General features: G+C 55.3%; 27 protein-coding genes. 14 read left to right on the top strand and 13 right to left on the bottom strand.

Features of this window, described 5'->3' with window-relative positions; genetic code table 11:
• Positions 1-11: 11 nt before the first annotated feature.
• Positions 12-2,093, bottom strand: coding sequence for a TonB-dependent receptor plug domain-containing protein (locus IPJ12_10260; protein MBK7647529.1), 2,082 nt, complete (start codon positions 2,091-2,093; stop codon positions 12-14).
• Positions 2,090-2,698, bottom strand: coding sequence for a PilZ domain-containing protein (locus tag IPJ12_10255; GenBank protein MBK7647528.1), 609 nt, complete (start codon positions 2,696-2,698; stop codon positions 2,090-2,092). The genes IPJ12_10260 and IPJ12_10255 overlap by 4 nt, the downstream gene beginning before the upstream one ends.
• Before the next feature lie 260 nt (positions 2,699-2,958).
• Between IPJ12_10255 and IPJ12_10250 the strand changes: the two genes are divergently transcribed.
• Genes IPJ12_10250 through IPJ12_10240 form a run of 3 tightly spaced genes read left to right on the top strand, consistent with a single transcriptional unit; the run spans position 2,959 to position 5,950 of the window.
• Positions 2,959-4,083 (top strand): homoserine O-acetyltransferase, encoded by a 1,125-nt coding sequence (locus IPJ12_10250; GenBank protein MBK7647527.1) that lies wholly within the window; start codon positions 2,959-2,961, stop codon positions 4,081-4,083.
• A complete protein-coding gene (metW, locus tag IPJ12_10245) occupies positions 4,080-4,679 on the top strand; it encodes a methionine biosynthesis protein MetW (protein MBK7647526.1) in 600 nt (199 codons plus the stop codon). Before IPJ12_10250 ends, metW begins: the two co-directional genes overlap by 4 nt.
• On the top strand, positions 4,679-5,950 hold the full coding sequence (locus tag IPJ12_10240) for an AmpG family muropeptide MFS transporter (GenBank protein ID MBK7647525.1): 1,272 nt from the start codon (positions 4,679-4,681) through the stop codon (positions 5,948-5,950). Before metW ends, IPJ12_10240 begins: the two co-directional genes overlap by 1 nt.
• A 23-nt stretch (positions 5,951-5,973) precedes the next feature.
• Here the strand turns inward: IPJ12_10240 and IPJ12_10235 are convergent, their stop codons facing one another.
• The 4 genes from IPJ12_10235 to xth are packed head-to-tail and all read right to left on the bottom strand — an operon-like array spanning position 5,974 to position 7,852.
• Positions 5,974-6,273, bottom strand: coding sequence for a YqjK-like family protein (locus tag IPJ12_10235; protein ID MBK7647524.1), 300 nt, complete (start codon positions 6,271-6,273; stop codon positions 5,974-5,976).
• The gene (locus IPJ12_10230) at positions 6,270-6,677 is read right to left on the bottom strand and encodes a phage holin family protein (GenBank protein ID MBK7647523.1); all 408 of its coding nucleotides are present in this window, start codon (positions 6,675-6,677) and stop codon (positions 6,270-6,272) included. Before IPJ12_10230 ends, IPJ12_10235 begins: the two co-directional genes overlap by 4 nt.
• Before the next feature lie 4 nt (positions 6,678-6,681).
• Positions 6,682-6,996 (bottom strand): DUF883 domain-containing protein, encoded by a 315-nt coding sequence (locus IPJ12_10225; protein MBK7647522.1) that lies wholly within the window; start codon positions 6,994-6,996, stop codon positions 6,682-6,684.
• A 58-nt stretch (positions 6,997-7,054) separates the two neighbouring features.
• Positions 7,055-7,852, bottom strand: a complete 798-nt coding sequence (gene xth, locus IPJ12_10220; GenBank protein ID MBK7647521.1) for an exodeoxyribonuclease III — start codon at positions 7,850-7,852, stop codon at positions 7,055-7,057.
• A gap of 48 nt (positions 7,853-7,900) precedes the next feature.
• Here xth and pyrE point away from each other — a divergent pair, with 48 nt between their 5' ends.
• Entirely contained in the window at positions 7,901-8,542 is a 642-nt protein-coding gene (pyrE, locus tag IPJ12_10215) for an orotate phosphoribosyltransferase (protein ID MBK7647520.1), read from the top strand.
• Complete coding sequence (locus IPJ12_10210) at positions 8,535-9,179, top strand: hypothetical protein (protein MBK7647519.1); 645 nt, start codon at positions 8,535-8,537, stop codon at positions 9,177-9,179. Before pyrE ends, IPJ12_10210 begins: the two co-directional genes overlap by 8 nt.
• Here the strand turns inward: IPJ12_10210 and gatB are convergent, their stop codons facing one another.
• From gatB to gatC, 4 genes are read right to left on the bottom strand one after another with little or no spacing between them, the layout of a single operon-like run.
• Positions 9,180-10,634, bottom strand: a complete 1,455-nt coding sequence (gene gatB / locus IPJ12_10205; GenBank protein ID MBK7647518.1) for an Asp-tRNA(Asn)/Glu-tRNA(Gln) amidotransferase subunit GatB — start codon at positions 10,632-10,634, stop codon at positions 9,180-9,182.
• Positions 10,635-10,646: 12 nt separating this feature from the next.
• Complete coding sequence (locus tag IPJ12_10200) at positions 10,647-11,180, bottom strand: hypothetical protein (protein MBK7647517.1); 534 nt, start codon at positions 11,178-11,180, stop codon at positions 10,647-10,649.
• 2 nt (positions 11,181-11,182) lie between these two features.
• Positions 11,183-12,637: an Asp-tRNA(Asn)/Glu-tRNA(Gln) amidotransferase subunit GatA gene (gene gatA, locus IPJ12_10195; protein ID MBK7647516.1), complete on the bottom strand. Its 1,455-nt coding sequence runs from the start codon at positions 12,635-12,637 to the stop codon at positions 11,183-11,185.
• Positions 12,634-12,921, bottom strand: coding sequence for an Asp-tRNA(Asn)/Glu-tRNA(Gln) amidotransferase subunit GatC (gene gatC / locus IPJ12_10190; protein MBK7647515.1), 288 nt, complete (start codon positions 12,919-12,921; stop codon positions 12,634-12,636). The genes gatA and gatC overlap by 4 nt, the downstream gene beginning before the upstream one ends.
• Before the next feature lie 106 nt (positions 12,922-13,027).
• On the opposite strand from gatC, the gene IPJ12_10185 reads away from it, so the two are divergent.
• The 6 genes from IPJ12_10185 (at position 13,028) to IPJ12_10160 (ending at position 19,600) form a co-directional block, all read left to right on the top strand.
• Positions 13,028-14,071, top strand: a complete 1,044-nt coding sequence (locus IPJ12_10185; GenBank protein MBK7647514.1) for a rod shape-determining protein — start codon at positions 13,028-13,030, stop codon at positions 14,069-14,071.
• Positions 14,072-14,101: 30 nt separating this feature from the next.
• Positions 14,102-15,040: a rod shape-determining protein MreC gene (gene mreC, locus IPJ12_10180; GenBank protein MBK7647513.1), complete on the top strand. Its 939-nt coding sequence runs from the start codon at positions 14,102-14,104 to the stop codon at positions 15,038-15,040.
• On the top strand, positions 15,040-15,561 hold the full coding sequence (mreD, locus tag IPJ12_10175; protein ID MBK7647512.1) for a rod shape-determining protein MreD: 522 nt from the start codon (positions 15,040-15,042) through the stop codon (positions 15,559-15,561). Before mreC ends, mreD begins: the two co-directional genes overlap by 1 nt.
• An 18-nt stretch (positions 15,562-15,579) precedes the next feature.
• Complete coding sequence (gene mrdA, locus IPJ12_10170; GenBank protein ID MBK7647511.1) at positions 15,580-17,490, top strand: penicillin-binding protein 2; 1,911 nt, start codon at positions 15,580-15,582, stop codon at positions 17,488-17,490.
• Entirely contained in the window at positions 17,487-18,599 is a 1,113-nt protein-coding gene (rodA, locus tag IPJ12_10165; protein MBK7647510.1) for a rod shape-determining protein RodA, read from the top strand. Before mrdA ends, rodA begins: the two co-directional genes overlap by 4 nt.
• Positions 18,600-18,667: 68 nt before the next feature.
• Positions 18,668-19,600: a septal ring lytic transglycosylase RlpA family protein gene (locus IPJ12_10160; GenBank protein ID MBK7647509.1), complete on the top strand. Its 933-nt coding sequence runs from the start codon at positions 18,668-18,670 to the stop codon at positions 19,598-19,600.
• Between the two features lie 3 nt (positions 19,601-19,603).
• Here IPJ12_10160 and IPJ12_10155 read toward each other — a convergent pair whose 3' ends face one another.
• On the bottom strand, positions 19,604-20,500 hold the full coding sequence (locus IPJ12_10155) for a response regulator (GenBank protein MBK7647508.1): 897 nt from the start codon (positions 20,498-20,500) through the stop codon (positions 19,604-19,606).
• A 197-nt stretch (positions 20,501-20,697) separates the two neighbouring features.
• Here IPJ12_10155 and IPJ12_10150 point away from each other — a divergent pair, with 197 nt between their 5' ends.
• From IPJ12_10150 to IPJ12_10140, 3 genes are read left to right on the top strand one after another with little or no spacing between them, the layout of a single operon-like run.
• The gene (locus tag IPJ12_10150; GenBank protein ID MBK7647507.1) at positions 20,698-21,705 is read left to right on the top strand and encodes a U32 family peptidase; all 1,008 of its coding nucleotides are present in this window, start codon (positions 20,698-20,700) and stop codon (positions 21,703-21,705) included.
• A gap of 13 nt (positions 21,706-21,718) precedes the next feature.
• A complete protein-coding gene (locus IPJ12_10145) occupies positions 21,719-22,621 on the top strand; it encodes a U32 family peptidase (protein ID MBK7647506.1) in 903 nt (300 codons plus the stop codon).
• A 16-nt stretch (positions 22,622-22,637) separates the two neighbouring features.
• Positions 22,638-23,093, top strand: coding sequence for an SCP2 sterol-binding domain-containing protein (locus tag IPJ12_10140; GenBank protein MBK7647505.1), 456 nt, complete (start codon positions 22,638-22,640; stop codon positions 23,091-23,093).
• Between the two features lie 70 nt (positions 23,094-23,163).
• Here the strand turns inward: IPJ12_10140 and IPJ12_10135 are convergent, their stop codons facing one another.
• Both IPJ12_10135 and phaC read right to left on the bottom strand, forming a co-directional pair.
• The gene (locus IPJ12_10135) at positions 23,164-23,448 is read right to left on the bottom strand and encodes a MoaD/ThiS family protein (GenBank protein ID MBK7647504.1); all 285 of its coding nucleotides are present in this window, start codon (positions 23,446-23,448) and stop codon (positions 23,164-23,166) included.
• Positions 23,449-23,557: 109 nt separating this feature from the next.
• On the bottom strand, positions 23,558-25,393 hold the full coding sequence (phaC, locus tag IPJ12_10130; GenBank protein MBK7647503.1) for a class I poly(R)-hydroxyalkanoic acid synthase: 1,836 nt from the start codon (positions 25,391-25,393) through the stop codon (positions 23,558-23,560).
• Between the last annotated feature and the right edge of the window lie 17 nt (positions 25,394-25,410).

Below are 25,410 nucleotides of genomic sequence, written 5' to 3'. Positions count from 1 at the left end.
CGCGTTGACAATCAAAAATCCAGGCGCAAGCTGACCCACTGGCGACGCTCGACAATACGTCCATCAGACTGGATGGGATCATTCGCTCTTGGCCATTTGTACTCGCTGTGCGCGCCATTCAGGCTCTGGATGGTAAGGGCCAACTCGCCACCCAGCACCCCAACACGGAACGGGTAGCCCAGGCGGGTATCCAGGCGGTGATATTTCAGCGAAACGGTATTGCTCGACCACTGCATGGCCTGTTGTGTGTAACCCATCAGCGAGAACTCAAGACCGAACGGCAACTTCTGAATCCACATCGCCGATGTCGAGCGGCTTGGCATTGAATTGTTCGTGAAATCCGTGATGTTCTGTTGCTTCAACGTCGTCAACTCGGAATTCGGAAGCGCCAGTGCGGACGATAGGAAATCGCTGGTGATCCGCGCGAACGTCTGGTTAAAAATCAGCTGCGTCGACTCGAAAGGTTGCCATTTGAATTGGTATTCAAGGCCGACGATCTGAACATCTTGAATGGGCACGGTTGATCTCGGGATGGTATTGCTGGCTCCCAGATCAACCTTGTACAGACGGTTTGAAACCTTTTCGCTAAAAAGGCGAACATCGAGGCTGGAGCGCCAGTCTCGCCAGTCGCCGAGGTAGCCCACCTCGAACGTGTCAAGCCGCTCGGCGGGCATATCCGGATTACCGAGGTAAACAAATTCGTAGTATGGCCGATAGGGTCCGGCGTTCGGGATCGGGGTTTCCTCATGTCCGCGATAATTCTGGATACTCCCTGTTCTATAGGCGCGGGACAAACCGATACGCACTGTATTTTGGGAGTTAAAGTGGAAATTCGTACTAATCCGGGGCGAAGCGTGCATGCCGGCCATCGAGTCACTCTCGCCGGCAAGACCGAGGTTGCCGGTAAACCAGCGAACCGGTTGCCACTCCAGATTGCCGAAAACACGCCCGACATCCCGCCTAACCGTTCCTTCATTACGCAGTGTCCATTCGGAGCGGAGCGCATCAGCCCGCCAACTGCCGCCCCACACCAGCCGCGCCGTCTCGAAGGCACGCATGCTGTGTTGCAATTCAATTTCGTGCCGACTCCCCTCGTCGCCACTCTGGTTGACATTGATAGGCGCCAAACCGGGCAAGGTCACGGAAAACGCATCATCAGACCGATCAGAAACGAACGAATAGCGTAACTGAATATCTGAATCATTAGACAGGACACGACGCCACACCAATTGCGCATAAGCATCGGTTTGCCGCACCGCCCGAATTGGATTAGTCGGGTCCGGTCGCAGGATACCGCTACCATTCACTTGCAAGCGGCCATTCTGCGTTATGCCCTCAACTTGCCCCACGCTGACTTGCAGACTATCTCTTTCGCTGAGGGCAAAATCCGCGCGGAAATCAAACAACCGTGATCCATAGGAGTCAATCCAGTTATAGCGATTCGTTAATCCATCGTCGTTTTGATACCGATAGGTAAAACGAAAATCACCAATCTCGCCTAACTTGCCACCGGTCCTCAACGTGTAATCACGGACATTCTGGTTGCCGTAACTAGTCGACACCGAAGTCCCGCGCACCAGCGCCGGGTCTACCGTAATAATATTGATCACGCCGAGAAAAGCGTTGCTGCCATAGGAAACTGCGTTAGTCCCGCGCACCACCTCGATACGCTCAATATCTTCCAGGGCCACCGGCAAAGTAGCCCAATTGACACCGCTACCGAATAACGGCGACAACATTGACCGCCCATCGATCAGCACCTGTACCCGCGACGAGTAATCTCCGTCGCCCAACCCGTGGTATGTGGCCCTCGCTGCTTCAGTGTTATTCGGATATGTCTGAAAGCCAGGCACCAGACGGAAAATATCGTTGATATCACGCGCCCCGGAAGCCTTAATCATCTCCCGATCAACCACTGTGACCGCAACAGGTGCATCTGCTAGCCTTTGTGGAAGGCGGCTAACCGAGGCGACAATCGGCAATTCACTGAAATAGGCATCTTCATCTGCCGCGAATGTGGCGCTACTTGAACACGCGCCAGCCAGCGCAACAACGAAAATTGCGCCGGATGCATTTGCTGGACTTTTACTCACAGCCCGGTGTCTCCATTTTTTTCACCTTCGCCCGGTACGGCAAGCGCTCGTTGCCAAGCTTCAGCAAAACAAGGGGACTGCGCGCCAATTTTCACTCCATGCCGATTGGTTGCGACCAGACACAAGGCCAACCCCGCCTGATCAACTAGCGTCACGCCATCCAGATCGATTTCGTCGACCCCCACTCGGGTTAATGCATGCATAAAATCATTACGCAGCGCATTCCCCAGACCACCGGTAATTCGCAATATTTTCTTTCCGGCTAGTTCCCGTACCGACAAAATGGAAGCATTCCCGGAAGCCAGCGCAGCATTGATCGCGTCGTCGATCAGAATCTGGTTTATTGGCCCGGTCTGAAAGCGAACACCAAAGAGGTTGCCGACTCGACTGACAACCGCCGCCGGTACATCAATAACCGGAGACTGGAAAATGCGGAATTCACAACCGATATTCCGGGAAATTTCCAGCGGCATGTCTGTCCGCACCATAAGACCTGCCAGCGAGAGATTCTCGATGACACCTTCCCCTATCGCTCCCCCGTATCCGATTCTGACCGTAGGCAGGATGCCAAAACGAATTCGCTGATGCCGCCGTTGATCCAGCATTGTCGCCAAAACTTTCTAGAGATTTGTTTTCTTGGGATTTTAACAAATCTTCACGTACTCACCATCAAATGCATAAGCAGATCGTTACATTGACTTTTGTCTCCCCGCTCGGTATCGTCTGATGATGCTGGAAATACATCAGCTGCGCCGATTTGAGCTCTGATTGCGGGCGCCTCAAAATACAGCTAAAACGGGAACCACCCAGTTCGCCCGACGAGTTCACGTTTAAGGCCAACTGGGTTTTTGTTTTCAGGAATAGCATGCCAGGACATTCCGTCGGCGTAGTCCAGTCACAACGTGCCCACTTTGATGAGCCGCTTCATTTACGCAGCGGAGGCGTTCTGCCGGCCTACGATCTGGTTTACGAAACCTACGGATCGCTCAATGCGGCAAAATCCAACGCCATCCTTGTCTGCCATGCGCTATCGGGTCATCATCATGTGGCTGGCCACTATGCCGATCAACCTGACAACATCGGCTGGTGGGATAACATCGTCGGCCCCGGTCGTCCTCTGGATACCGACAAATTTTTTATCGTCGGACTGAATAATCTGGGTGGCTGCCACGGCTCGACAGGACCGTCCTCACCCAACCCGGCCACTAACAAACCATGGGGGGCCGACTTCCCTATTGTCGCCGTCAATGACTGGGTTCACGCCCAAGCCAGGCTGGCTGATTTGCTCGGTATCGATTGTTGGGCAGTTGTTATGGGCGGCAGCCTTGGCGGGATGCAAGCCCTACGTTGGAGCATTACCTTCCCGGAACGAGTGCGTAATGCCATCGTAATTGCTGCTGCACCAAAACTATCCGCACAAAATATCGCCTTTAACGACGTTGCCAGGCAAGCCATTCTGACCGACCCTGATTTTCACGGCGGCCATTACTATGAACACGACACGCGTCCTGCGCGCGGCTTGCGCCTGGCACGCATGCTTGGCCACATCACCTACCTGTCAGACGATCAGATGGGTGAAAAATTTGGCAGAGAACTCAGGAACAGTGCGTTTTCGTTTGGCTTCGACGTTGAATTCGAGGTGGAATCGTATTTACGCTACCAAGGTGACAAGTTCGCGGGCTATTTCGATGCCAATACCTATCTTTTGATGACCAAGGCGCTCGACTATTTCGACCCTTCACGCGAAGACAATGGTGATCTCAAAGCGACAATGGCACGCAGCAAGGCGAATTTTCTGATTACCTCATTCACCACTGACTGGCGCTTTACGCCGGCGCGCTCAAAGGAAATTGTCGCAGCCCTGCTCGCCAACGGTCGAAATGTCTCCTACGCGGAAATCGACCTGAATTTTGGCCACGACTCCTTCTTGATGGAAGACGCGCATTATCACGGCGTGATAGATACCTACCTGCGGAATATCAAACCATGACGCACACGCTGGGGCGCCCCGATTTTGACGTCATTTCCGGGTGGATCAAGCCCGGCCACCGTGTACTGGATCTCGGGTGTGGTGATGGCACACTACTTAAACACTTGATAGATACTCGGGGAGTAAAGGGCTGGGGTGTTGAAATCGAAGATGCCAATGTACTGGCCGCAATCAGGAATGGTATCAACGTCATTCAAGGTAATCTGGAACATGGCCTTGATGTATTCGCCGACCAGGCCGTTGACCATGTGGTTCTTTCGCGCACCTTGCAAACTGTGCGTCACACCGAAGGTATCCTGCGCGAAATGCTGCGGGTCGGCCGCGAGGCCGTAGTTTCCTTTCCAAATTTCGCCTACTGGAAAAACTTGCGGTCGGTACTCGGGGGGCGTATGCCAGTTTCCGAAGACCTACCGTACCAATGGTATGACTCTCCCAATGTCCGATTCTTTACGGTACTGGACTTTGAGGCACTTTGTGAAAAGATGGGTTTGATCATCCGCGAACGCAGCGTTCTTGATGAAGAAGGCAACCCGGTCACCGAGGAAGTCAACTTCCTTGGCAGTCTGGCAGTGTATCGACTGACGCAAAACCGCTAATGCCTGCCTGGCTTGCGGCATTGCTCACCCGGAAGATGCTGATCTGCATCTTTACCGGCTTTTCTTCGGGCCTACCCCTATACCTGTTACTTAACCTGCTCCCAGCCTGGCTACGTAGCGAGGGTATAGATCTGAAGATCATCGGCTTTTTCGCTCTGATCCAGTTTCCTTACACCTGGAAATTCCTTTGGTCACCATTACTGGACCGCTTCAGTATCCCCGGTTTTGGCCGGCGCCGTGGCTGGATGCTGGTGACCCAGATCGGCTTGCTGATTACCATCGGCTCCCTCGGCGGATTTGATCCGAAGGAAAGTATCTGGCCTATCCTTTGGCTGGCCGGACTCTTGGCACTGCTGTCCGGAACGCAGGATATCGCGGTTGACGCGTTCAGAAGGGAGATCCTGAACGATAACGAACTGGGACTAGGCAACGCAGTGCACGTAAATGCCTACCGAATTGCCGGTCTGATACCGGGTTCAATGTCTTTAATCCTAGCCGACCGACTGCCATGGAATGAAGTCTTCTGGATTACAGGGGCATTCATGATTCCCGGCATGGTCATGGCCTGGCTGGTCAGCGAACCTCAAATCAGAGGCACCCCGAAGACTCTCCGCCAAGCGGTGACTGAACCCTTCCACGAGTTCATCGGCCGCCAAGGTTGGCGTGGCGCGATGATGGTGCTTGGCTTCATCTTTCTCTACAAACTGGGCGATAGTTTGTGCACCGCATTGGCCACACCTTTTTATCTGGACATGGGCTTCACCAAGACTGACATCGGCCTGATTGCCAAGCACGCGGGGCTGTGGCCGGCCGTAATCGGGGCACTGCTCGGTGGATTGTGGATGGTCAGACTCGGTATAAACCGTGCACTTTGGCTATTCGGCGTAGTGCAACTAGTGTCGATTTTCGGCTTCGCCTGGCTATCCACCCACGGCCATTACGTGAGCATTGGTGCTGGTGAGCGGTTGGCACTAGCCTTTGTCATCGGGCTCGAAGCATTGGGGGTTGGCTTGGGTACAGCAGCCTTCGTTGCCTTCATCGCCCGTTCAACTCACCCTGCTTACACCGCCACCCAGATGGCGCTATTCACCAGCCTGGCTGCAGTACCACGCACCTTCATCAACGCATCTGCAGGATGGCTGGTTGAAACTTTGGGTTGGACAAATTTTTACGGACTGTGCGTAGCACTGGCAGTGCCGGGAATGCTTCTGCTCCTCAAAGTCGCGCCGTGGAATGTAACGGATTCCACCATGAGTCTTCAGCATCGTTAACCGCAGATCTTGCGCTTTCGATGCTATCGCCGATTGACGCCGAATAACGACTTTCGGATAGTTTTCCAGCCACGCCAAAGGAAAAACCCTCGCTGCACCCATTTGGCGGTACGCCGCGGACGGGCTACAACTAAGGCAGCAACGGCAATACCCACTGCTACAGGGTGATGCTTCAGCCAGTCCACACCCTTGAGGACACTATCCCCCCTGGCGAAAGCTGCCTCCAACGGCACTACATGGCGGGCCAAGACACGGCGCTGCTCATCAATGCGAGCCTGCAGCGCGCCATGCCGAGTCGCCAGCTTCAACAGTTTTGGATTCATTCCGACTTGTTGCGATACCGACGCAACTCTGCCATATCGGCTTCCAGTTCAGTCAGGCTTGCCCTGAACATCTTGCTAGGCTGGCCAGCTTGCCGTTTTAGCGACCCGATCAAGAACAAGCCGCCACCAACAAACAGCACAGCAAAGACGCCGAAAATAATGACCCTTTGCTCCCAGAAAGCTGTCGCCAAGCAGAAAATCGCCAAGATAACGCCCACCGCCAGCATGAAAGCTGCACCAACCGCCTTGGACCAGAGCGACATGAGGCGAAGCTTCTCTTCCTCAAACTCTGTAACCAGAAGCTCGACACGCGTCTTGCCTATCGCAATCAGCGTTGCAAGGCTGTTTTTCAGTGCGGCAAAGAGGCCTTCGCGGCCGCCTTCACCACCTGTCGGCTGAGTCATCCGCTTAGCGACGACCGATCAATACACCAAGGGCCAGGCCCAATGCAGCTGCAACGCCCACGGCCTTCCAAGGCTCTTCATGCACGAAATCATCGGTTGCACGAGCCGCAGCCTTGGTTTTGTCGATCAACGCAGCCTCCAAGTCGACGACGCGCTCTTTGGTATCGCGCAAGCGCACACCCAAACGCTCGCGCAGTTCTGTCACTTTTTCACCGGCAGCGCCAGCGGTTGCCTTCAACAATTCTTCGGTGTCGGAAATTACGACCTTCAGATCGGAGACCAGTTTTTCCTTGTGGGCTACAGTCATTTCTTCGGACATTTTCAACCTCGTTGGACAGTTAAGCAGACTTATAGGGTATCCCTATGACGCTTTGAAATCAATTCACATTGGATGAAAAATCGAAGTTGTAATCGATAATCAGCGGAGCATGGTCGGAAAATCGCTGTTCCTTGTAGACATCTGCTTTCACGACTGTCTCGCTAATACCGGGCGTGGCAATCTGATAGTCGATTCGCCACCCCACATTTTTGGCCCATGCCTGGCCACGGTTACTCCACCATGTATAACAGGCGTCAGTAGTTTCAGGATGTAAGCGACGATAGACATCGACCCAACCTTGTTCGGCGAATACGCGACTTAACCATGCACGCTCCTCGGGCAAGAAGCCGGAATTTTTCTGATTGGATTTCCAGTTTTTCAGATCTATTGCCTGATGTGCAATATTCCAGTCTCCACAAAGCACAATTTCTCGCCCTTCAGCACGCAGTGCCAACATCAGGGGGAAAAATATCTCCAGAAAGCGAAATTTGGCCTCCTGACGCTCCGGCGAAGACGAGCCCGAAGGCAGATAAAGGGAAATCACCGACAGATTGCCAAAGTCGGCTCGAATATAGCGTCCTTCGGCATCAAATTCTCCACCATCAAAGCCTTCGATGACCCGATCCGGGGCCTTTCTGCTCCAGATACCAACCCCGCTATATCCTTTTTTCTCTGCGCAATGATAAAAAGCTTGCATGCCATCTGGGCGATGCATTTCCGTAGACATATCGGGCATCTGCGCTTTCAGTTCTTGGAGGCAAACTATGTCCGCCTGCTGAGACACTACCCAAGGCAAGACATTTTTGCTCCAGGCAGAGCGGATACCATTGAGATTCAGGGAGATGATGCGTAACATTGAGTCGTGATCGGCCCGGTTATTCCCGGTCAAATTAAATGGAAAAATATGGATTTTCGTCAGGATTTCATCGAGTTCGCACTCAACTGCCAAGTACTGCGCTTTGGAGAATTCAAGACCAAGGCTGGGCGGCTTTCACCCTATTTCTTTAATGCCGGGCTATTTAACGACGGCAACTCCTTGGGGCGCTTGGCAGAATTCTACGCCAAAGCTGCCGAAGCCGGCGGTGTCCAATTCGACATGCTGTTTGGCCCTGCTTACAAAGGCATACCGTTAGTAGCGGCGATTACCATTGCACTGGCTCAACATGGTCAAAATTTTCCCTTTGCTTTCAATCGCAAGGAAGCGAAAGATCACGGCGAAGGCGGCAACATTGTTGGCGCACCATTGACCGGTCGCGTACTGATTGTTGACGATGTAATTTCTGCGGGCACCTCGGTCCGGGAGTCGGTTGAGTTGATTCGTGCGGCCGGCGCCACGCCTGCAGGTGTTTTGATTGCTTTGGATCGTCAGGAGCGTGGCCAAGGCAACCTCTCAGCGGTGCAGGAAGTCCAGCGCGACTACGGTATTCCTGTCGTTGCCGTGGCAGGACTCAGCGATCTGATGGCATTCCTCACTCACCACCCCGAATTCGCTGTCCATCGCGACGCTGTCACCCGCTATCGGGAACAGTACGGTATCAATGCCTAATTATCTACTTGCCACTCTGCTACTGATATCGCTGGGCCCAGCGCAGGCAGCCGGCGAGTTTTACTGCTGCCAGGATCCTAACAATGGTCGTCGGATATGCGGCGACACACTTCCGGAACAATGTCGCGGACGTGCCTACAGAGTACTCGATAGCGGTGGCAATATTTCCAAGGAAGTAGGGGCGCCGCTAACGGCGGAGCAGAAAGCCGAACAAATTGTCGAAAATCGACGGCGCAAGCAGCTAGAGGACAGTAGCAGAGAGCAGCGGCGGCGTGACCAAGCCTTGCTTGACACCTACGCGACGCCTGAAGACATCGATTTCGCCCAACAAAAAGCCGAAGCGGACGTGAATTTTGCCATCCTGGCCACCATCGCTAGGATCGATGCGGCACGTACCAAGCGCAAGAAATTTGAAGATGAGGCCGAGTTTTACAAGAAAAAGGCACTCCCAACGGGATTGGATCAAGATCTCCGCGCGCTCGAGCATGAGATCAAACTGCAGCAAGACCTGCTCGCCATGAAAAAGCGCGATTTCGAAGCAATCAAGGCGAAATATGATGCTGACCGCCGGCGCTATTTCGAACTGACACGTAAGGCGCCAAACTCAGCGGTCGGCGCCCCACCATCGATTCGCTGATCAGCTGGCCAGCTTCTGTTTCAACAAGTCGTTGACCTGCTGTGGATTGGCCTTGCCCTTGGCCGCCTTCATGACCTGACCCACCAATGCATTGAACGCTTTTTCCTTGCCTGCCTTGAATTCCGCCACATTCGCAGGATTGGCCGCAATCACCTCATCAACCAGCGACTCAATAGCACCGCTATCGGTAATCTGCTTCAGCCCCTGTTTTTCGATGACCTCATCAGCGGTGGCCCCATCACCACTCCACAGGGCATCGAATACTTTCTTCGCAATGTTGTTGGAGATCGTGTTGTCGGCAATGCGTTGAACCAGACCAGCCAATTGCGCGGCTGACACAGGTGAATCTGCAAGATCCCGGCCTTCTTTATTCAAGCGTGCGGCCAAATCAACCATGATCCAGTTGGCACAGGGCTTGGCGTTGGCTTTTCCGGCGATTTCCACGGTCAACTGGAAAAAACTGGCCATTTCTGAATTTGCCGTCAAGCTTGTCGCATCGTATGAGGAAAGTCCCAGATCGCTGACAAAACGCTCGCGCATCTGAGTGGGCAATTCCGGCAAATCAGCCTTGACACGAGCGATCCAGTCGCTCGAAATCACCAGTGGTAGCAAGTCCGGATCCGGGAAATAGCGATAGTCGTGCGCGTCTTCCTTGCTGCGCATCATGCGCGTCTCGCCAGCATCGGGATCGAAGAGCACCGTGGCCTGCTGAATCTTGCGGCCTTCCGAGATTTCGTTGATCTGCCACTGGACCTCGAAGTCGATAGCCTCTTTCAGGAAACGGAACGAGTTTAGATTCTTGATTTCACGGCGGGTACCGAATTCGGCCTGGCCTTTCGGACGAACCGACACATTGGCGTCGCAACGGAAGGAGCCTTCCTGCATGTTGCCATCGCAAATTCCGATCCAGCGAACAAGGGCGTGCAAGGATTTGGCATACGCAACCGCCTCGTCAGACGAGCGCATATCCGGCTCAGAAACGATTTCAAGTAACGGCGTACCGGCCCGATTGAGATCGATGCCGGATTTGCCCTGAAAATCTTCGTGCAGCGACTTGCCAGCATCCTCTTCCAAGTGGGCGCGCGTCAGGCGAACCACTTTCTCGTAAGCCTTGTCACCCTGACCGACCTGCAGCGTGATGTTACCGCCAACAACGACCGGAAGGTCCATCTGGCTGATCTGGTAGCCCTTCGGCAGATCCGGATAAAAGTAGTTCTTGCGGGCAAAGACCGATTTCTGGGCGACTTCGGCGCCAATGGCCAAGCCGAAGCGAATGGCACACTCGACCGCCTTTTTGTTGAGCACCGGCAATACACCGGGCAAGGCGAGGTCCACAGCGCAAGCCTGGGTATTAGGAGCCGCGCCGAATGCCGTCGAGGCACCGGAGAAAATTTTCGAAACCGTCGAGAGTTGCGCATGCGTCTCGATACCAATCACTACTTCCCACTGTTTCATCATTTCATCCGTTTAGAAACAACGCCCTGAATCTGCCTCGACCAAGATTGGCCAAAGATAGCTGAATGCATTTCCTTCGCAGGATTTCGGGCAACTGTTGAAGGCAACTGTCACTTTGGGTCCCTCCTCCCACATGCGCACGAGGCAACCTGAATGCTTTTTATGGCGCAGCAATGCTTGCGGCAGTCTCTCCACCTGGTCAAATTCATTCAGGTTAAAGCGGCATGTGCCGTACCCTTTCATGCTGACCTGCGCATCAAATGTCTTGATCTCGGCCTCCTTGACCAGCAGATCCAGACTGGTTTGCGTACCGATCTCATCCTTGTGCGAACAATGCGAACTCACATTGAGCGGACGCGTCGGCTGCGGCTTCATGTTGCGGCTAGCCAACAGCCGCAGGGTCGATGCCTTCATCTTTGGCATGCCGGACTCTGTCGACGAGCTGGCGCGACCAGACTCCCGCCCTAACTCGGCACCAGGTTGCTTTTCAACCTCGGCACAACCGGCCGCTGCCAAAAAGACAACGAGCAGCAACTGCCGCCACATAGCTATTCGATGGCCGCCCGGCGTAGATGCCAGTCGGTTGCCTGCTGATAGCGGTGCGCCACATTTAGCAACTGCCCTTCGGCAAAATAGTTGCCAATCAATTGCAAGCCGACCGGCAAGCCCCCGATAAAGCCGCAAGGCACTGACATACCCGGCAAACCAGCCAGATTGACAGCGATGGTATAGATGTCGGACAAATACATCTGCACCGGATCGGCTGCCTTTTCGCCAAGCTTGAAGGCCGTGGAAGGCGACGTCGGCCCCATGATCACATCACACTGCCTGAAGGCTTCGACGAAGTCATTGGCAATCAAGCGACGGATGCGCTGTGCCTGCAGGTAATAAGCATCGTAATAGCCGTGCGAGAGCACATAAGCACCAATCAGGATTCGACGCTTGACCTCGGCGCCGAAGCCCTGGGCCCGACTCTTCATGTACATGTCGTCGAGATTGCCGTAATCCGGCGCCCGATAACCATATCGGACACCGTCAAAACGACTCAGATTGGAGCTAGCTTCAGCCGGCGCGATGACATAGTAGGCCGGTACCGAGAGATGAGAATTAGGCAGCGAGACCTCGACCGTCGTTGCACCGAGTCTTTCGTATTCCGCAATGGCAGCACGCACGGCAGCCATCACCTCGGCATCGCAGCCTTCACCAAAAAACTCTTTCGGCAAGCCGATGCGCAGACCATTCAACGGCTTTTCGAGATCGCGGGTGTAATCCTCGACAGGGCGCTCCAAGGACGTCGAATCGCGCTCATCGAAGCCAACCATGGTATTGAGCAACAGCGCACAATCCTCGGCGCTGGCCGCCATCGGGCCACCCTGATCGAGCGATGAAGCAAAGGCGATCATGCCGTAGCGGGACACCACACCATAGGTCGGCTTCAGGCCGGTCAGGTTGCACAGTGCCGCCGGCTGACGAATCGAGCCGCCCGTATCGGTTCCGGTAGCGGCCGGCGCCAGACGCGCAGCCACCGCCGCCGCCGAGCCACCGGAGGAACCACCGGGCACACGTTCGATATCCCAGGGATTACGTACCGGGCCAAAGAATGATGTTTCGTTTGACGAACCCATGGCAAATTCATCCATGTTCGTCTTGCCGAGCGAAACCAGTCCAGCCTCAGCGTGCATTTTGTGGATCACCGTCGCATCGTAGGGCGAGATGAAATTGGCCAACATTTTCGAACCACAGGTCGTCCGCCAGCCTTCGGCACAGAAGATATCCTTCTGTGCGATCGGGATACCGGTGAGCGGCCCCGCTGTTCCGTCAGCAATACGGGCATCGGCAAAAGTTGCCATTTTCAGGCTTTTTTCCCGGTCGACCGTAACAAAGGCATTGAGTGTTGGATTCAGGCGTTCAATGCGGTCGAGAAACAGCGTGGAGAGTTCAACACTGGAAATTTTCTTCGCTGCCAGGGCCTGCGAAAGTTCTTTCAGGCTGGCATTGATCATTCGATCACCTTCGGCACGAGATATAGGCCGGCTTCAACTTCCGGCGCGATTGCCTGATAGGCAGCACAACGGTCGCCTTCTGTCACAGCGTCTTCGCGCAGGCGCTGACTGAGATCCTGAGCATGAGCCATCGGCTCGACACCTTCGGTATCGACCGCCTGCATTTGTTCAATCAACTGAAAAATGCCATTGAGATGGCCTTGGGTGGTCAAAGCTTCGGCATCGCTTGTCTCGATTCTGGCGAGGTGGGCGATGCGCTTAACCTGTTCTAATGTGAGCGACATGGGAGCCAAAGACTTTATTGCAGCGCACAAAGTCTTAAAATGTAAAGCGTTATAAGGTATCATAAAAGTTTTCCCTACCGCACCCCCCCAAGCGGAGTCACAATAGATGTTCGGTTTCCTAAGCAAATATTTCTCAAATGATTTAGCCATCGACCTTGGCACAGCGAATACGCTGATTTACGTTCGCGGACGTTCCATTGTTCTCGATGAACCCTCGGTCGTTGCCATTCGCCTCGAAGGCGGCCCCAATGCCAAAAAAACCATCCAGGCCGTCGGCCGGGAAGCCAAGGACATGCTTGGCAAGGCACCGGGCACCATTACCGTTATTCGCCCGATGAAGGACGGCGTCATCGCCGACTTTACGGTCACCGAGCAAATGCTCAAGCAATTCATCAAGAAGGTGCATGACTCCAAGCTGTTCAGCCCGAGCCCGCGCATCATCATCTGCGTGCCCTCCGGCTCAACCCAGGTTGAACGCCGTGCCATCCGCGAATCCGCGCTCGGCGCCGGTGCCAGCCAGGTCTACCTGATTGAGGAGCCGATGGCTGCCGCAATCGGTGCCGGTCTACCGGTCTCTGAAGCGACGGGCTCGATGGTCGTCGATATTGGTGGTGGCACAACTGAAGTTGGTGTTATCTCGCTCGGCGGCATGGTCTATGCCGGCTCTGTCCGCGTCGGTGGCGACAAGCTCGATGAAGCCATCATCAATTACATCAGTCGCAATTACGGCATGATGATCGGCGAAAACACCGCTGAAAACATCAAGAAGAACATCGGCTCCGCCTTCCCGGGTGCTGAGGTCAAGGAAATGGAAGTCTCCGGCATCAACAAGGCTGAAGGCATCCCGCGCAAGTTCACGATTTCTTCCAACGAAATCCTTGAAGCGCTGACCGACCCACTAAACCAGATCGTTTCTGCCGTCAAATCCGCGCTGGAAAAGACACCGCCCGAACTCGGCGCCGACATTGCCGAAAAGGGCATGGTGCTTACCGGTGGTGGCGCCCTGTTGCGCGACCTCGACCGTCTGCTGATGGAAGAAACCGGCCTGCCAGTCATCGTTGCCGACGAACCTCTGACCTGCGTTGCTCGCGGTTGCGGCATGGCGCTGGAAAAGATGGATAAGCTGGGTAGCATTTTTGCCTCGGACTAAGCATTGACCGCAACAAGCCAGGTTTGAACGATGGCCGGCATGAATCACGCGCCTCCACCGTTTTTTAAGCGAGGGCCAGCACCGCTGGCCCTTCTGACTTTCTACATCGCCGTATCGCTGGCGATATTTGTCGTCGACCTCCGCTTCAAGAGCCTTGAGCTGCTAAGGCAAAGCATTGCGTTAATCGTCGACCCGGTCCAGCGCGTTGCGCAAACACCGGGTAGCCTCGTCGACTACGCAGCCAGCTATCTGCAAGGCATGCGCGCATTGCAGCAGGAAAATGGTGAGTTAAGGCACAATCAGCTCACCACCGCACCGAATTTGCAACGCTTGGCGCAGTTGGAGTCAGAGAACGATCGACTGCGCAAGTTGCTTGCCGTCAAGGAGCGGGAGAAAGCCAGCGGCCAGGTCACCCAGATTCTATACACCGCCCGCGATCCATTTTCGCGCAAGGTCATTGTCGACAAAGGCCAGCAAGCAGGCATTGTCGCCGGACAGCCGGCCATTGATGAAGCAGGTGTTGTCGGGCAGGTGACCCGCGTCTTCCCGTTCTCGGCAGAAATTACGCTGATTACCGACAAAGACCAGATCGTGCCGGTACAAATTGTACGTAGCGGGCAACGCTCGGTTGTCTTCGGGCTGGGCAACGGACAACTGGAATTACGCTATATGCCTGCCAACGCAGACATTCAGGTCGGCGACATATTGGTTACCTCGGGACTGGATGGCGTTTATCTGCCTGGATTCCCTGTGGCCAAGATCGTCAATATTGAACGCGACAGCGCGTACTCTTTCGCTCGAATATTCTGCACGCCCATCGCCGGCGTCGAAAACTTCGGTGAGGTGATGGTTCTTGACCCACGCCAGCCCTTGCCGCCAGCGCCTCCCGCCTCGATCGGTCGCCCGGGTAGTAACGGCGACAAGCCAGCGTTGCGCGGCAAGAAAAAATCCGCAAGCAAGGAAAACTAATGCAACCGACTTTTTCCTCCTCGCGCATCCTGTTACCCGTTCACCCGTGGTTTATTTTCTTCAGCCTGATCGCTGCCGCATTGCTCAACTTCCTGCCTACCGCACACTGGCCAGGGATGCCGGACTGGGTAGCCTTGGTGCTGTGTTTCTGGAGTGTGCGCGAATTTCACAAAGTGGGCATGGGTTGGGGATTCGTGCTGGGTCTCCTGATGGATGTTGCCGACGGTGCCATTCTCGGTCAGCATTGCTTTGCCTATGTACTACTGGCCTACACGGCATCGGCACTATCCCGGCGAATTCTTTGGTTTCCACTGATCCAGCAGGCTTTGCAGATCATGCCACTGTTGTTGGCCACACAACTCCTGCAAGCGTTGATGCGTCTGGCCGTCGGTGCTGACTTTCCGGGCTGGGGCTATTTCATTGGTCCCTTCGTGGCAACCTTGCTATGGATACCCGCGACCTTTATCCTGCTCCTGCCGCAATACCGGCCGGTTGAGCAGGACCCCAACCGCCCGATTTAGGGCGGAGGCGAGCTGTAAGTGGGTAATTTCACTAATCCGGAAGCCGATCTCGACCGTTTTCGCTTCCGCCTGGGCTTTGCGGCAATTTTCGTCCTGCTGGCCTTTTGCCTGCTGCTTGGCCGCTTCGTCTGGTTGCAAGTAATCCATCACGACTTTTACCAGACACGCGCCGAAGACAACCGGATTGCACTGATTCCCATCGTGCCCAACCGCGGAGTAATCACCGACCGCAATGGCGTGGTTCTGGCTCACAATTATTCGGCCTTCACGCTCGAAATCACGCCTTCGCAGGCAGGCAATCTTGAAGCCACCATTGATGCCCTGGGAGAGCTCATCGACATTCAGCCGAAGGACCGCAAGCGCTTCAAGCGCCTGCTGGACGAAGCCAAGAATTTCGAATCGATTCCGATACGTACGCGCCTTAGCGATGGCGAAGTCGCCAAATTTGCCGCACATCGCTATCGTTTCCCCGGCGTTGAGGTCAAGGCGCGTCTGTTCCGCCAATATCCACTGGGCAGCATTGCCTCGCATGCGATTGGTTACATTGGCCGGATTACCGACCGCGATCTGAAATGGATCGAGGACTCCGAAAAACAGGCGAATTACAAAGGTACCGATCACGTTGGAAAGACCGGCCTTGAACAACATTACGAGTTCGAACTGCATGGTGAAACGGGCTATGAGGAAGTCGAAATCGATTCTGGCGGCCGAGCGCTGCGCAGTTTGAAACGAATTCCTCCGGTTTCAGGCAACAATCTGGCATTGACTCTGGATGCCAAGCTGCAGGAGATTACTGAGCAGGCCTTCGGTGATCGAAAAGGGGCACTGGTTGCCATCGACCCGACAACCGGCGGCATCCTTGCCTTGGTTTCTACACCAACCTACGACCCCAATCTCTTCGTCGACGGCATTACACCGGACAATTGGAAAGATCTCAACGAACACCCGAGCAAGCCCATGGTTAACCGGGCGATCAACGGCGCCTATCCACCGGGATCGACTTTCAAGCCATTCATGGCACTGGCCGCGCTGGAAATGGGAAAACGGACAGCCAGTCAGGCCATCAGCGACCCAGGCTATTTTAACTTTGGCAACCACCAGTTCCGCGATGACAAAAAAGGGGGCCATGGCAGCGTCGACATGTACAAGTCCATTGTCCACTCCTGCGACACCTACTACTACATGCTGGCCAACGACATGGGGATCGACAATATCTCCAAGTTCATGGGTTCACTCGGCTTCGGCCAGCGCACCGGCGTCGATCTCGGCAAGGACGACGGTGGCGAATCAAAAGGTGTTTTGCCCTCTCAGGAATGGAAGCGGCAGCGCTTCAAGAAACCCGAGCAGCAAAAATGGTACGCCGGTGAAACCATCTCGATTGGTATTGGCCAAGGCTACAACGCCTATACGCCAATACAGCTCGCCCAGGCCACGGCGACCATCGCCAACAACGGGATCATGTTCCGGCCGCATCTGGTGCATTACCTGGTCGACACCAAAACCGGTGAAAAACGGCCGGTTGAACCGCAGCCAATACGCGATCTACATTTGAAGCAAAGCAATATCGACGTTATTCGTCGGGCCATGGTGGGCGTCAACAAGGAGGGCACAGGCGCACGTGCGTTTGCTGGTGCTGCTTACGAAGCAGCCGGCAAGACCGGAACTGCTCAGGTTTTCTCCCTGAAGGGTGCGCAATACAAGGAGGGCGGCGTCAAGAAGGAGTTGCGCGACCACGCCTTGTTCATCGCCTACGCCCCGGCTGACAAGCCGAAAATCGCCCTCGCCGTGCTGGTCGAAAACGGGGGCTTCGGTGCCCAGTCGGCAGCACCGATAGCACGCATGGTCATGGACTACTACCTGCTCGGTAAGTTGCCGGGTGGCGCAGCAACTGAAGATCCAGCTGCCATTGAGGAGGATCCGCAAGAATGATCGATATTGCCGGCACCCTTCGTCGCGGTTGGCGACAGTTGATCGCCCATATAGATTTTCCGCTTTTTTTCATCACCCTGGCCATCATGGGGGTTGGTCTTGCCACCGTGTATTCCGCCACGTTTGACGGCAACCAACGCGTACTATCGCAACTCGGCAATATGGGCGTGGCAATGACCATCATGTGGTTTGTCTCCCGCTTGCCACCACAAAAGCTGATGAATTTTGCCATTCCGCTTTACATCCTCGGGCTCATTCTGCTCGTCGCTGTATTCGCGTTCGGGATCAAGGTCAATGGCGCAAAGCGCTGGCTACCACTGGGATTTACGCGCATTCAGCCATCCGAAATCATGAAAATTGCCATGCCACTCATGCTTGCCTGGTATTTCCAGAAATATGAAGCGACCTTGAGGTTGAAGCATTACATGGTGGCCGCGCTATTGCTGCTCGTTCCTTTCGCGCTGATTGCCAAGCAACCCGACCTCGGTACGGCGCTACTGGTCGGCTCTGCCGGCTTTTACGTTATCTTTTTCGCCGGACTACCCTGGAAAGTCATTGCCGGGCTGATCGTCGTCGGCGGCTCCGCTGCACCGCTCATCTGGGGCATGATGCATGACTATCAACGCAAACGGATCCTGACATTGATCGACCCGACCACCGACCCACTCGGCGCCGGTTACCACATCATTCAATCGACTATCGCCATCGGCTCCGGGGGAGCCTTCGGCAAGGGCTACCTGAATGGTACCCAGACCCATCTTGAATTCATCCCTGAAAAACATACCGATTTCATCTTTGCCGTTTATTCCGAAGAATGGGGACTGATTGGCAATGTACTGCTTATTTTTCTATACACCCTGCTCATTGGCCGCGGCTTGATCATCGCCTCGGGCGCACCCACGCTATTCTCTCGCCTGCTTGCCGGGGCCATCACGCTGGGCTTCTTCACCTATGCCTTTATCAACATGGGCATGGTCAGCGGCATTCTGCCGGTCGTCGGCGTGCCGCTGCCCTTCATGAGCTATGGTGGCACGGCGCTGGTGACACTTTTCCTCGGTGTCGGTATTCTGATGTCCATCCATACGCACCGGATGCTCGTCAAAAAATGACCTTGCGCATCACCACGCTTGCCCTGACCATTCTGCTGGCTGCTTGTGGCAGCGTACCGCCTGCCCCGATGCAAACGCCTACGGTCGACGGCGAAAAACGTCCGATTTCCAAATCTCCGACACCGACAAAAAAGCCGACCGCCGTGCTAAAACGCGGTGGTGGCTTCTACAAGGATGATGGTCCGGCAGAAGAGATCCCGGAAGGACTGGATGACATCCCTGATGCAGCCCCGAAATGGGAGCCGCTGCACAAGCCAGCGACCAAACCTTACGTGGTACTCGGCAAGGAATACGTACCAAACACCGCAGTAAAACCCTACAAGGCACGCGGCATCGCCAGTTGGTACGGCAAAAAATTCCACGGTCAGAAAACTTCGATCGGCGAACCGTACGACATGTTCGCAATGACTGCGGCCCACCCCACGCTGGCACTGCCTTCCTACGTCCGCGTCACCAACGTCCAGAGCGGCAAGACCGTGGTCGTCCGCGTCATTGACCGCGGCCCCTTCCATGCCGACCGAGTCATTGATCTATCCTATACCGCTGCCTACAAGCTTGGCTTGGTCAATGGCGGCAGCGGTCAGGTCGATGTCGAAGCGATCATCCCCGGCGAGGCGAGCAGTACCAGCTATGCCCAATTATCGCCACCGCCCCGCCCTACGACATCGGACAAGGACGAGATCGAACAACTGTCCAGGCAAATGGCAATTGAGGAGCAACCGCCTCGGGCAGCAGCGAAAATCAGCACGCCGGGCGAAACAGGCGCTATAAAAGGCATTTATCTGCAACTTGGTGCTTTCTCCAGCCAGGACAACGCCGAGAACCTGAAGAATCACCTGTTGCAGGAACTGGACTGGCTCAACGAAAGCATGCGGGTCAATCCCGGCGACGGCATCCATCGCCTTCATCTCGGGCCTTATGCCAGTCGCAGCGACGCGGAACGGGTGGCAGAAAAAATACGAGGGGCGCTGGGCTACCAGCCCACGATCATCACCCGTTGATTGTCAGGCTCCGGTACTGACCGAAGCAACGACCACATTACCCTTGCCCTGATATTCAAGCGAAGTGAAGCTCATCATCTTGGCCATGGCGATACCTCGGCCATTGGGATCGAAAGCTCGGTCCGGATCAAAACCCAGGAATTTGTACCAATCGAATCCATCCCCTTGATCGGAAATCGTAAACACCACAGAACCCGCATTTCGCTCCAGGCGAATCGTCGCAAAACGATCACAATACTGCGGTAGCGCAAGGCGACGGTTGATTTCCCCCTCCCAGTCCCCCTCCCATTTCAGCGATGACTTTTCCTGGTAGGTCACGCCTAGATTCCCGTGCTCGATGGCATTGACCATCAGGTCGGAGAGGCCTGGCGCAACCACATCCGGAACCGGACACATACTGGCCAGAACAGGCACCAGGCTGGTAATGTCATCCATCGTAACAAAGCGGTATTCGACGTTGGAAATCAGCTTCTGCGCATCTTCAAGACGGGCTGCCCTGGTACGCAACTGACTGCGCGCCCGCCTGTCTTCCATCGCTACCCGGACAATTGAAATGAGCGCTTCCGGTTCGTAGGGTTTGGTCAGGTAGTAGTAAGCACCCGCTTCAAGACCTTCTCGCACCTGATCAGGTGACGAGGCTGCAGTCTGCATGATGACCGGGATATCAGCGAAGCGTGTTTCACGCTTCATCCGGCGCAGGAACTCCATGCCATCCAGTTCCGGCATCATCCGATCAAGCACGACCAGCGAAAAATTGCTGTCCGGTGCAATCAGGCTGGCCCACGCGGCCAATGGGTCACTGTGCGTCTCGAGTTCGACGTCTTCCTGCTCCAGAAATTCCTCGATGATGAACAGATTCAACTGCTCATCATCGACAACAAGAACTCGCTCCTTAGTCATTGCTCAACCCTTTTTTGATACCACGAATCATCGATAAAATCATACCTCAAGGATGCTGAGTCAATATCAGGCGAATAAGCATATATTAATGCCGAAAAGGGATGCGTGACCCCGACATGAGCTGACGATTTGACGAGGATCAATGGCTCTCTGGCAGAGCTGGATATACTCCGCCGCTTGATATCAAGGATGTCTCCATGGCCTTCCTTCCCGACCTCGTTTGTCCTGCCGGCAGCCTGCCGGCGCTCAAGGTAGCCATCGACAACGGTGCGGATGCCGTCTATCTCGGCTTCAAGAACGACACCAATGCCCGCAATTTTGCCGGTCTTAATTTCGATGCGAAGACCATGGCTGAAGGTGTCCGTTACGCGCATGCCAAAGGCCGGGAAATCCTGTTGGCAATCAATACCTTTCCGCAGGCCGGCCGGGTGCAGGACTGGCAGAATGCCGTCGATGCCGCGGTCGATCAGGGTGCAGACGCCATTATCCTGGCCGATATCGGCCTGCTCGATTACGCCCGGCAGCGCCACCCGCAACAACGCCTGCATCTATCCGTGCAGGGCTCGGCCACGAGTTACGAAGCCATCAATTTCTGCCAGCGCGAATTCGGCATCCGCCGCGCCGTGTTACCACGCGTTCTGACCCTGGCCCAGGTCGAGCACGTCATCAAGAACACGACCGTTGAAATCGAGGTCTTCGGCTTTGGCAGCCTTTGTGTCATGAACGAGGGGCGCTGCTGGTTGTCATCCTACGCCTGCGGCGAATCCCCCAACACCGTCGGCGCCTGCTCCCCGGCCAAGTACGTCAAGTGGGACAAAAAGCCTGGTGCCATGGAAACGCGTTTGAACGGCATCTTGATTGACTGCTTTGGCGATGACGAGCCGGCCGGTTACCCCACTCTGTGCAAAGGCCGCTTCGAAGTACAGGGCGAGACCTACTACGCGCTGGAAGAGCCAACCAGCCTCAACGTACTGGAAATCCTGCCTGACATCATCAAGATTGGGGTGAAGGCGATCAAGGTTGAAGGACGCCAACGCAGCCCGACCTACGTTGCGCAAGTCACCCGCACCTTGCGCGCCGCGCTCGATGCGTTACGCGACAGTGCTGAGCATTTTTACATCAAGCCAGCCTGGCAATCGGATCTGGCCAAGGTTTCCGAAGGCAGCCAGGCAACGCTGGGGGCCTACAGTCGGCCATGGCGTTAAAGGAACACTCTGGATGAAACTCTCGCTCGGCCCCCTTCTCTATTTCTGGCCCAAGGCTGAAGTGATGGCGTTCTATGCCGAAATGGCAGAGAACCCCGCTCTCGACATCATCTATGTCGGCGAAGTCGTTTGTTCGCGTCGCCAGCAACTTCGGACCACCGACTGGATTTGCCTGGCCCGCGATCTGACCGATGCCGGCAAACAAGTCGTCGTTTCGGCGCAGGCTTTGATCGAATCCGAAAGCGACCTGAAGGCGCTACGTCGCCTGATTGACGATGCTGGTTGCATGCTCGAGGCCAACGATCTTGGCGCCGTCAACCTCGTGCACGGCAAGGATTTCGTCGCCGGTCCGCACCTGAACATCTACAACGAGGCAACACTGGCCTCTTTCGCCCGCTTTGGTCTGAATCGCTGGGTTCCGCCACTGGAGGGCACGCGGGCGATGATCGAGACGCTGCACCGGTGCAAGCCGGCAGGCGTCGAGACTGAAGTCTTCGCATTTGGCAAGATTCCTCTCGCGTTCTCGGCGCGCTGTTTCACGGCACGCCATTACGACCTGAACAAGGATGATTGCCAGTTCAAGTGTCTCGACCATAGCGAAGGCCTGACCTTGAAAACCCGTGAGGGGCAGGATTTCCTGACCATCAATGGCATCCAGACCATGTCTGCGCAGAGCTACAACCTGCTGCATGAAATTCCGGAGATGCTGAAGATGGGTATCGATATCGTCCGCATCAGCCCGCAAAAGGCGCATATCGACGAAATCATTGCAGCCTTTGATGCAGCCCGGCGCGGTGAATCAGCTCAAGTCGATTGCCAAACATGGAGCACAAGCGGTTTGGTCGACGGCTACTGGTTTGGCGATGCCGGCATCCACCAGCACCACACGCGAGCCCTCGCCCACTTGGGTGCATGAAACAAGGAGCATGATCATCAACGAGCCGTTCAGCATCCCGAAATTTCGTCTGCCCACGTTCATTGGCAGCCTGGGCCGAAAGCTGCCGCAATGGCCGCATGCCTTGGTCTTGGTCGGCGCCCTGAACGCTGCGCTGAAAATGAAGCTGCTACCCGAAAGCGAACTCGCCTTGCTCGAAGACAAGCAGTTTCGCGTGCGGGTGCTGGATAGTGGTGGAGAAGCGTCCTACACTTTTCGCGACGGCCTGTTTCGTCCGGTATTTCGTCCCGTACGCGAGCCTCACCTCGCCTTCGAAGCCAATCTTTCGGCCTACCTGCAGCTACTGACCCGTCAGGAAGATCCAGACACGCTCTTTTTCAATCGTGAGCTGGAAATCACCGGCGACACGGAACTGGGCCTGATCGTCAAAAACATGCTCGATGCCATTGAGTGGCCGAGCCTTCCTGGCCGACTGGCGCCATTTCGTCACTGACCTGAAGCCCCCAAAGGCATCCGGAGAGATTGCTGCGGTCAACCGGAAATTTCGACTAAAACTGAAATTTTCAGAGCGCACCAATCGGCACGATGCTGACCACCTCTTCCTGATCAATCGGTGTTGCCAAGCCCTGCAGTTCGCGAACACTCCTTGGTCCAAGGAAAACCGCCACACCCGGCTGCAATTCACCGGACATCGATATCAGGTAGGAACGAATGGCCGGGTATTCGTGACCGAGCGCGTCAATCACGTCACCGACAGTATCGCCACTGGCAGTGATTTCATCGTGACCACCAACAAAACCACGCAATACCTGAGGAATATGGATGGAGACAACGGGCGAGTCAAACATGGCAGGCCTCCTTTCGGTCTATGCAGGTATGACACATCGGATCGCTCATGGTTCTCAAAATAAAAAAGGAGGCCGAAGCCTCCTTTTTTATTCAAGCTTGAATTGATTTTCAGGCTTTTTTCTGGGTATCCAGACGGAACTTGACATAGGCACCCGGCGCATCTTCGATGACAGGGAGTGCACCATCTTCCGGCTTGCGCGCCTTGACCTTGGCAGAACCGCCCGGCAGACTGGTAACCCATTCGTTCCAGTGCGTCCACCACGAACCTGCGTTCTGGGTAGCGCCAGCAAGGAAGTCATCCGGGCTTTCCGGCAGGTTGCCGTCGGTGGCATCATTGGTCCAGAAGCCATATTTGTTGGCGGCCGGCGGATTGACGATACCGGCGATATGGCCGGAGCCACCCAGCACAAACTTGGTCTTGCCGGACGGCAGACGGGCCCCCATGTAGGTGCTCTTCCACGGAGCAATGTGATCTTCGATCGTGGAGATGAAGTAGCACGGTGTCTTGACCTTGCTGATGTCGATCTTGACGCCGCCCAGTTCAATACCACCCGGCTCCTTGAGCAGGTTACCGAGGTACATGTTGCGCAGGTAGAAGCTGTGCATCGCGGCCGGCATGCGGGTCGAATCGGAGTTCCAGTAGAGCAGGTCGAACGGGAACGGATCCTTGCCCATCAGGTAATTGTTGACCACGAAGGACCAGATCAGGTCATTGGCGCGCAGCATGTTGAACGTGCCGGCCATTTCCGAACCTTCCAGGAAGCCCTTTTCAGCCATTCGCTTTTCGAGGCCGGACACGGCGCCTTCGTCAAGGAAGATACCCAGTTCGCCCGGATCCGAAAAGTCCAGCATGGTGGTGAAGAAGGTGGCCGAATTGGCGCGCTTGTCCTTCTTGGCAGCCATGTAAGCCAGGGTCGTCATGGTCAGCGTGCCACCCAGGCAATAGCCGGCCAGATTGACGCTGTCCTCGCCGGTGTGGGCGCAGACCTGATTGATGGCTTCAAGCGAGCCTTCAAGCAGGTAGTTCTCAAAGGAAAGCTTGGACAGCTTCTCGTCCGGATTGATCCAGGACATGATGAAGGTGGTGTGCCCCTGATCGGTGGCCCACTTGACCATCGAATTCTTCTCGCGCAGGTCGAGGATGTAGTACTTGTTGATCCACGGCGGAACGATCAGGAAGGGCTTCTTGTTCTGGTCCGGGGTCGTCGGGTTGTACTGGATCAGCTGGAACAGTTCGTTCTGGAAGATCACCTTGCCCTGAGTCGTGGCAACGTTCTTGCCCATCTCGAAGGCCGACGTATCGGTCATGCGGATGCGCAGCTGGCCATCACCGGCTTCGACGTCGTGCAGCAGGTTGTTCAAGCCCTTGATCAGGTTCTGGCCGTGGCTCTTGACGGTTTCACGGAAGACTTCCGGATTGGTCAGGGCAAAATTTGACGGCGACAGCGCATCGATGTACTGGCGGGTGAAAAAGTTGACCTTGGTCTGGGTAGCTTCGTCCAGGCCTTCGGTATCAGCAACCGTGTCATGCAGGTGACGCGCCGTGATCAGATAGGACTGCTTGACGAAGTCGAACAGGAAATGCTGCTCCCAGTCTTCGTCCTTGAAGCGGTTGTCACCCTTTTTTGGCGCTGCGACGGGATTGGGGCCGGGCATGCCCATCATCTTCATGCTGGTGTTCTGCCACAGCGAGAAGTAATCCCACATCATGTTCATCTGCGTCTGGGCCATCTTGTACGGATTGGCCATCAAACGGGACGACAGGTCCATAAAGGCTTTGGCAACGCCCAGCTCATCGGCCGGCGCTTCTACGCCATCCTTGGCCTTCTTTTCCATGTACTGGGTAATCAGCCGCGAAGCGCGCTGTGCGACTTCGGCGTAGGTCTTGGCCATCTCGGCCGGGTTCGGCAAATTCATTCCCTGGTTTTCATTTTGCTGCGACATCTAGAAACTCCCTCTGT

The organism is Betaproteobacteria bacterium (genome assembly GCA_016709965.1).
Taxonomy (GTDB): domain Bacteria; phylum Pseudomonadota; class Gammaproteobacteria; order Burkholderiales; family Rhodocyclaceae; genus Azonexus; species Azonexus amarohabitans.
This window is presented reverse-complemented; position numbering and strand designations above follow the sequence as displayed.

What these genes read in the sequence shown, in the direction of transcription:
- IPJ12_10155 (MBK7647508.1), bottom strand. Translation starts at nt 20,500, where the DNA reads ATGACTAAGGAGCGAGTTCTTGTTGTCGATGATGAGCAGTTGAATCTG.
- IPJ12_10200 (MBK7647517.1), bottom strand. Translation starts at nt 11,180, where the DNA reads ATGTGGCGGCAGTTGCTGCTCGTTGTCTTTTTGGCAGCGGCCGGTTGT.
- IPJ12_10225 (MBK7647522.1), bottom strand. Translation starts at nt 6,996, where the DNA reads ATGTCCGAAGAAATGACTGTAGCCCACAAGGAAAAACTGGTCTCCGAT.
- metW (MBK7647526.1), top strand. Translation starts at nt 4,080, where the DNA reads ATGACGCACACGCTGGGGCGCCCCGATTTTGACGTCATTTCCGGGTGG.
- IPJ12_10185 (MBK7647514.1), top strand. Translation starts at nt 13,028, where the DNA reads ATGTTCGGTTTCCTAAGCAAATATTTCTCAAATGATTTAGCCATCGAC.
- gatC (MBK7647515.1), bottom strand. Translation starts at nt 12,921, where the DNA reads ATGTCGCTCACATTAGAACAGGTTAAGCGCATCGCCCACCTCGCCAGA.
- mreD (MBK7647512.1), top strand. Translation starts at nt 15,040, where the DNA reads ATGCAACCGACTTTTTCCTCCTCGCGCATCCTGTTACCCGTTCACCCG.
- phaC (MBK7647503.1), bottom strand. Translation starts at nt 25,393, where the DNA reads ATGTCGCAGCAAAATGAAAACCAGGGAATGAATTTGCCGAACCCGGCC.
- IPJ12_10160 (MBK7647509.1), top strand. Translation starts at nt 18,668, where the DNA reads ATGCAAACGCCTACGGTCGACGGCGAAAAACGTCCGATTTCCAAATCT.
- pyrE (MBK7647520.1), top strand. Translation starts at nt 7,901, where the DNA reads ATGGATTTTCGTCAGGATTTCATCGAGTTCGCACTCAACTGCCAAGTA.
- gatA (MBK7647516.1), bottom strand. Translation starts at nt 12,637, where the DNA reads ATGATCAATGCCAGCCTGAAAGAACTTTCGCAGGCCCTGGCAGCGAAG.
- IPJ12_10150 (MBK7647507.1), top strand. Translation starts at nt 20,698, where the DNA reads ATGGCCTTCCTTCCCGACCTCGTTTGTCCTGCCGGCAGCCTGCCGGCG.
- IPJ12_10135 (MBK7647504.1), bottom strand. Translation starts at nt 23,448, where the DNA reads ATGTTTGACTCGCCCGTTGTCTCCATCCATATTCCTCAGGTATTGCGT.
- IPJ12_10230 (MBK7647523.1), bottom strand. Translation starts at nt 6,677, where the DNA reads ATGACTCAGCCGACAGGTGGTGAAGGCGGCCGCGAAGGCCTCTTTGCC.
- IPJ12_10210 (MBK7647519.1), top strand. Translation starts at nt 8,535, where the DNA reads ATGCCTAATTATCTACTTGCCACTCTGCTACTGATATCGCTGGGCCCA.
- IPJ12_10255 (MBK7647528.1), bottom strand. Translation starts at nt 2,698, where the DNA reads ATGCTGGATCAACGGCGGCATCAGCGAATTCGTTTTGGCATCCTGCCT.
- xth (MBK7647521.1), bottom strand. Translation starts at nt 7,852, where the DNA reads ATGTTACGCATCATCTCCCTGAATCTCAATGGTATCCGCTCTGCCTGG.
- rodA (MBK7647510.1), top strand. Translation starts at nt 17,487, where the DNA reads ATGATCGATATTGCCGGCACCCTTCGTCGCGGTTGGCGACAGTTGATC.
- IPJ12_10250 (MBK7647527.1), top strand. Translation starts at nt 2,959, where the DNA reads ATGCCAGGACATTCCGTCGGCGTAGTCCAGTCACAACGTGCCCACTTT.
- IPJ12_10145 (MBK7647506.1), top strand. Translation starts at nt 21,719, where the DNA reads ATGAAACTCTCGCTCGGCCCCCTTCTCTATTTCTGGCCCAAGGCTGAA.
- mreC (MBK7647513.1), top strand. Translation starts at nt 14,102, where the DNA reads ATGGCCGGCATGAATCACGCGCCTCCACCGTTTTTTAAGCGAGGGCCA.
- IPJ12_10235 (MBK7647524.1), bottom strand. Translation starts at nt 6,273, where the DNA reads ATGAATCCAAAACTGTTGAAGCTGGCGACTCGGCATGGCGCGCTGCAG.
- gatB (MBK7647518.1), bottom strand. Translation starts at nt 10,634, where the DNA reads ATGAAACAGTGGGAAGTAGTGATTGGTATCGAGACGCATGCGCAACTC.
- IPJ12_10240 (MBK7647525.1), top strand. Translation starts at nt 4,679, where the DNA reads ATGCCTGCCTGGCTTGCGGCATTGCTCACCCGGAAGATGCTGATCTGC.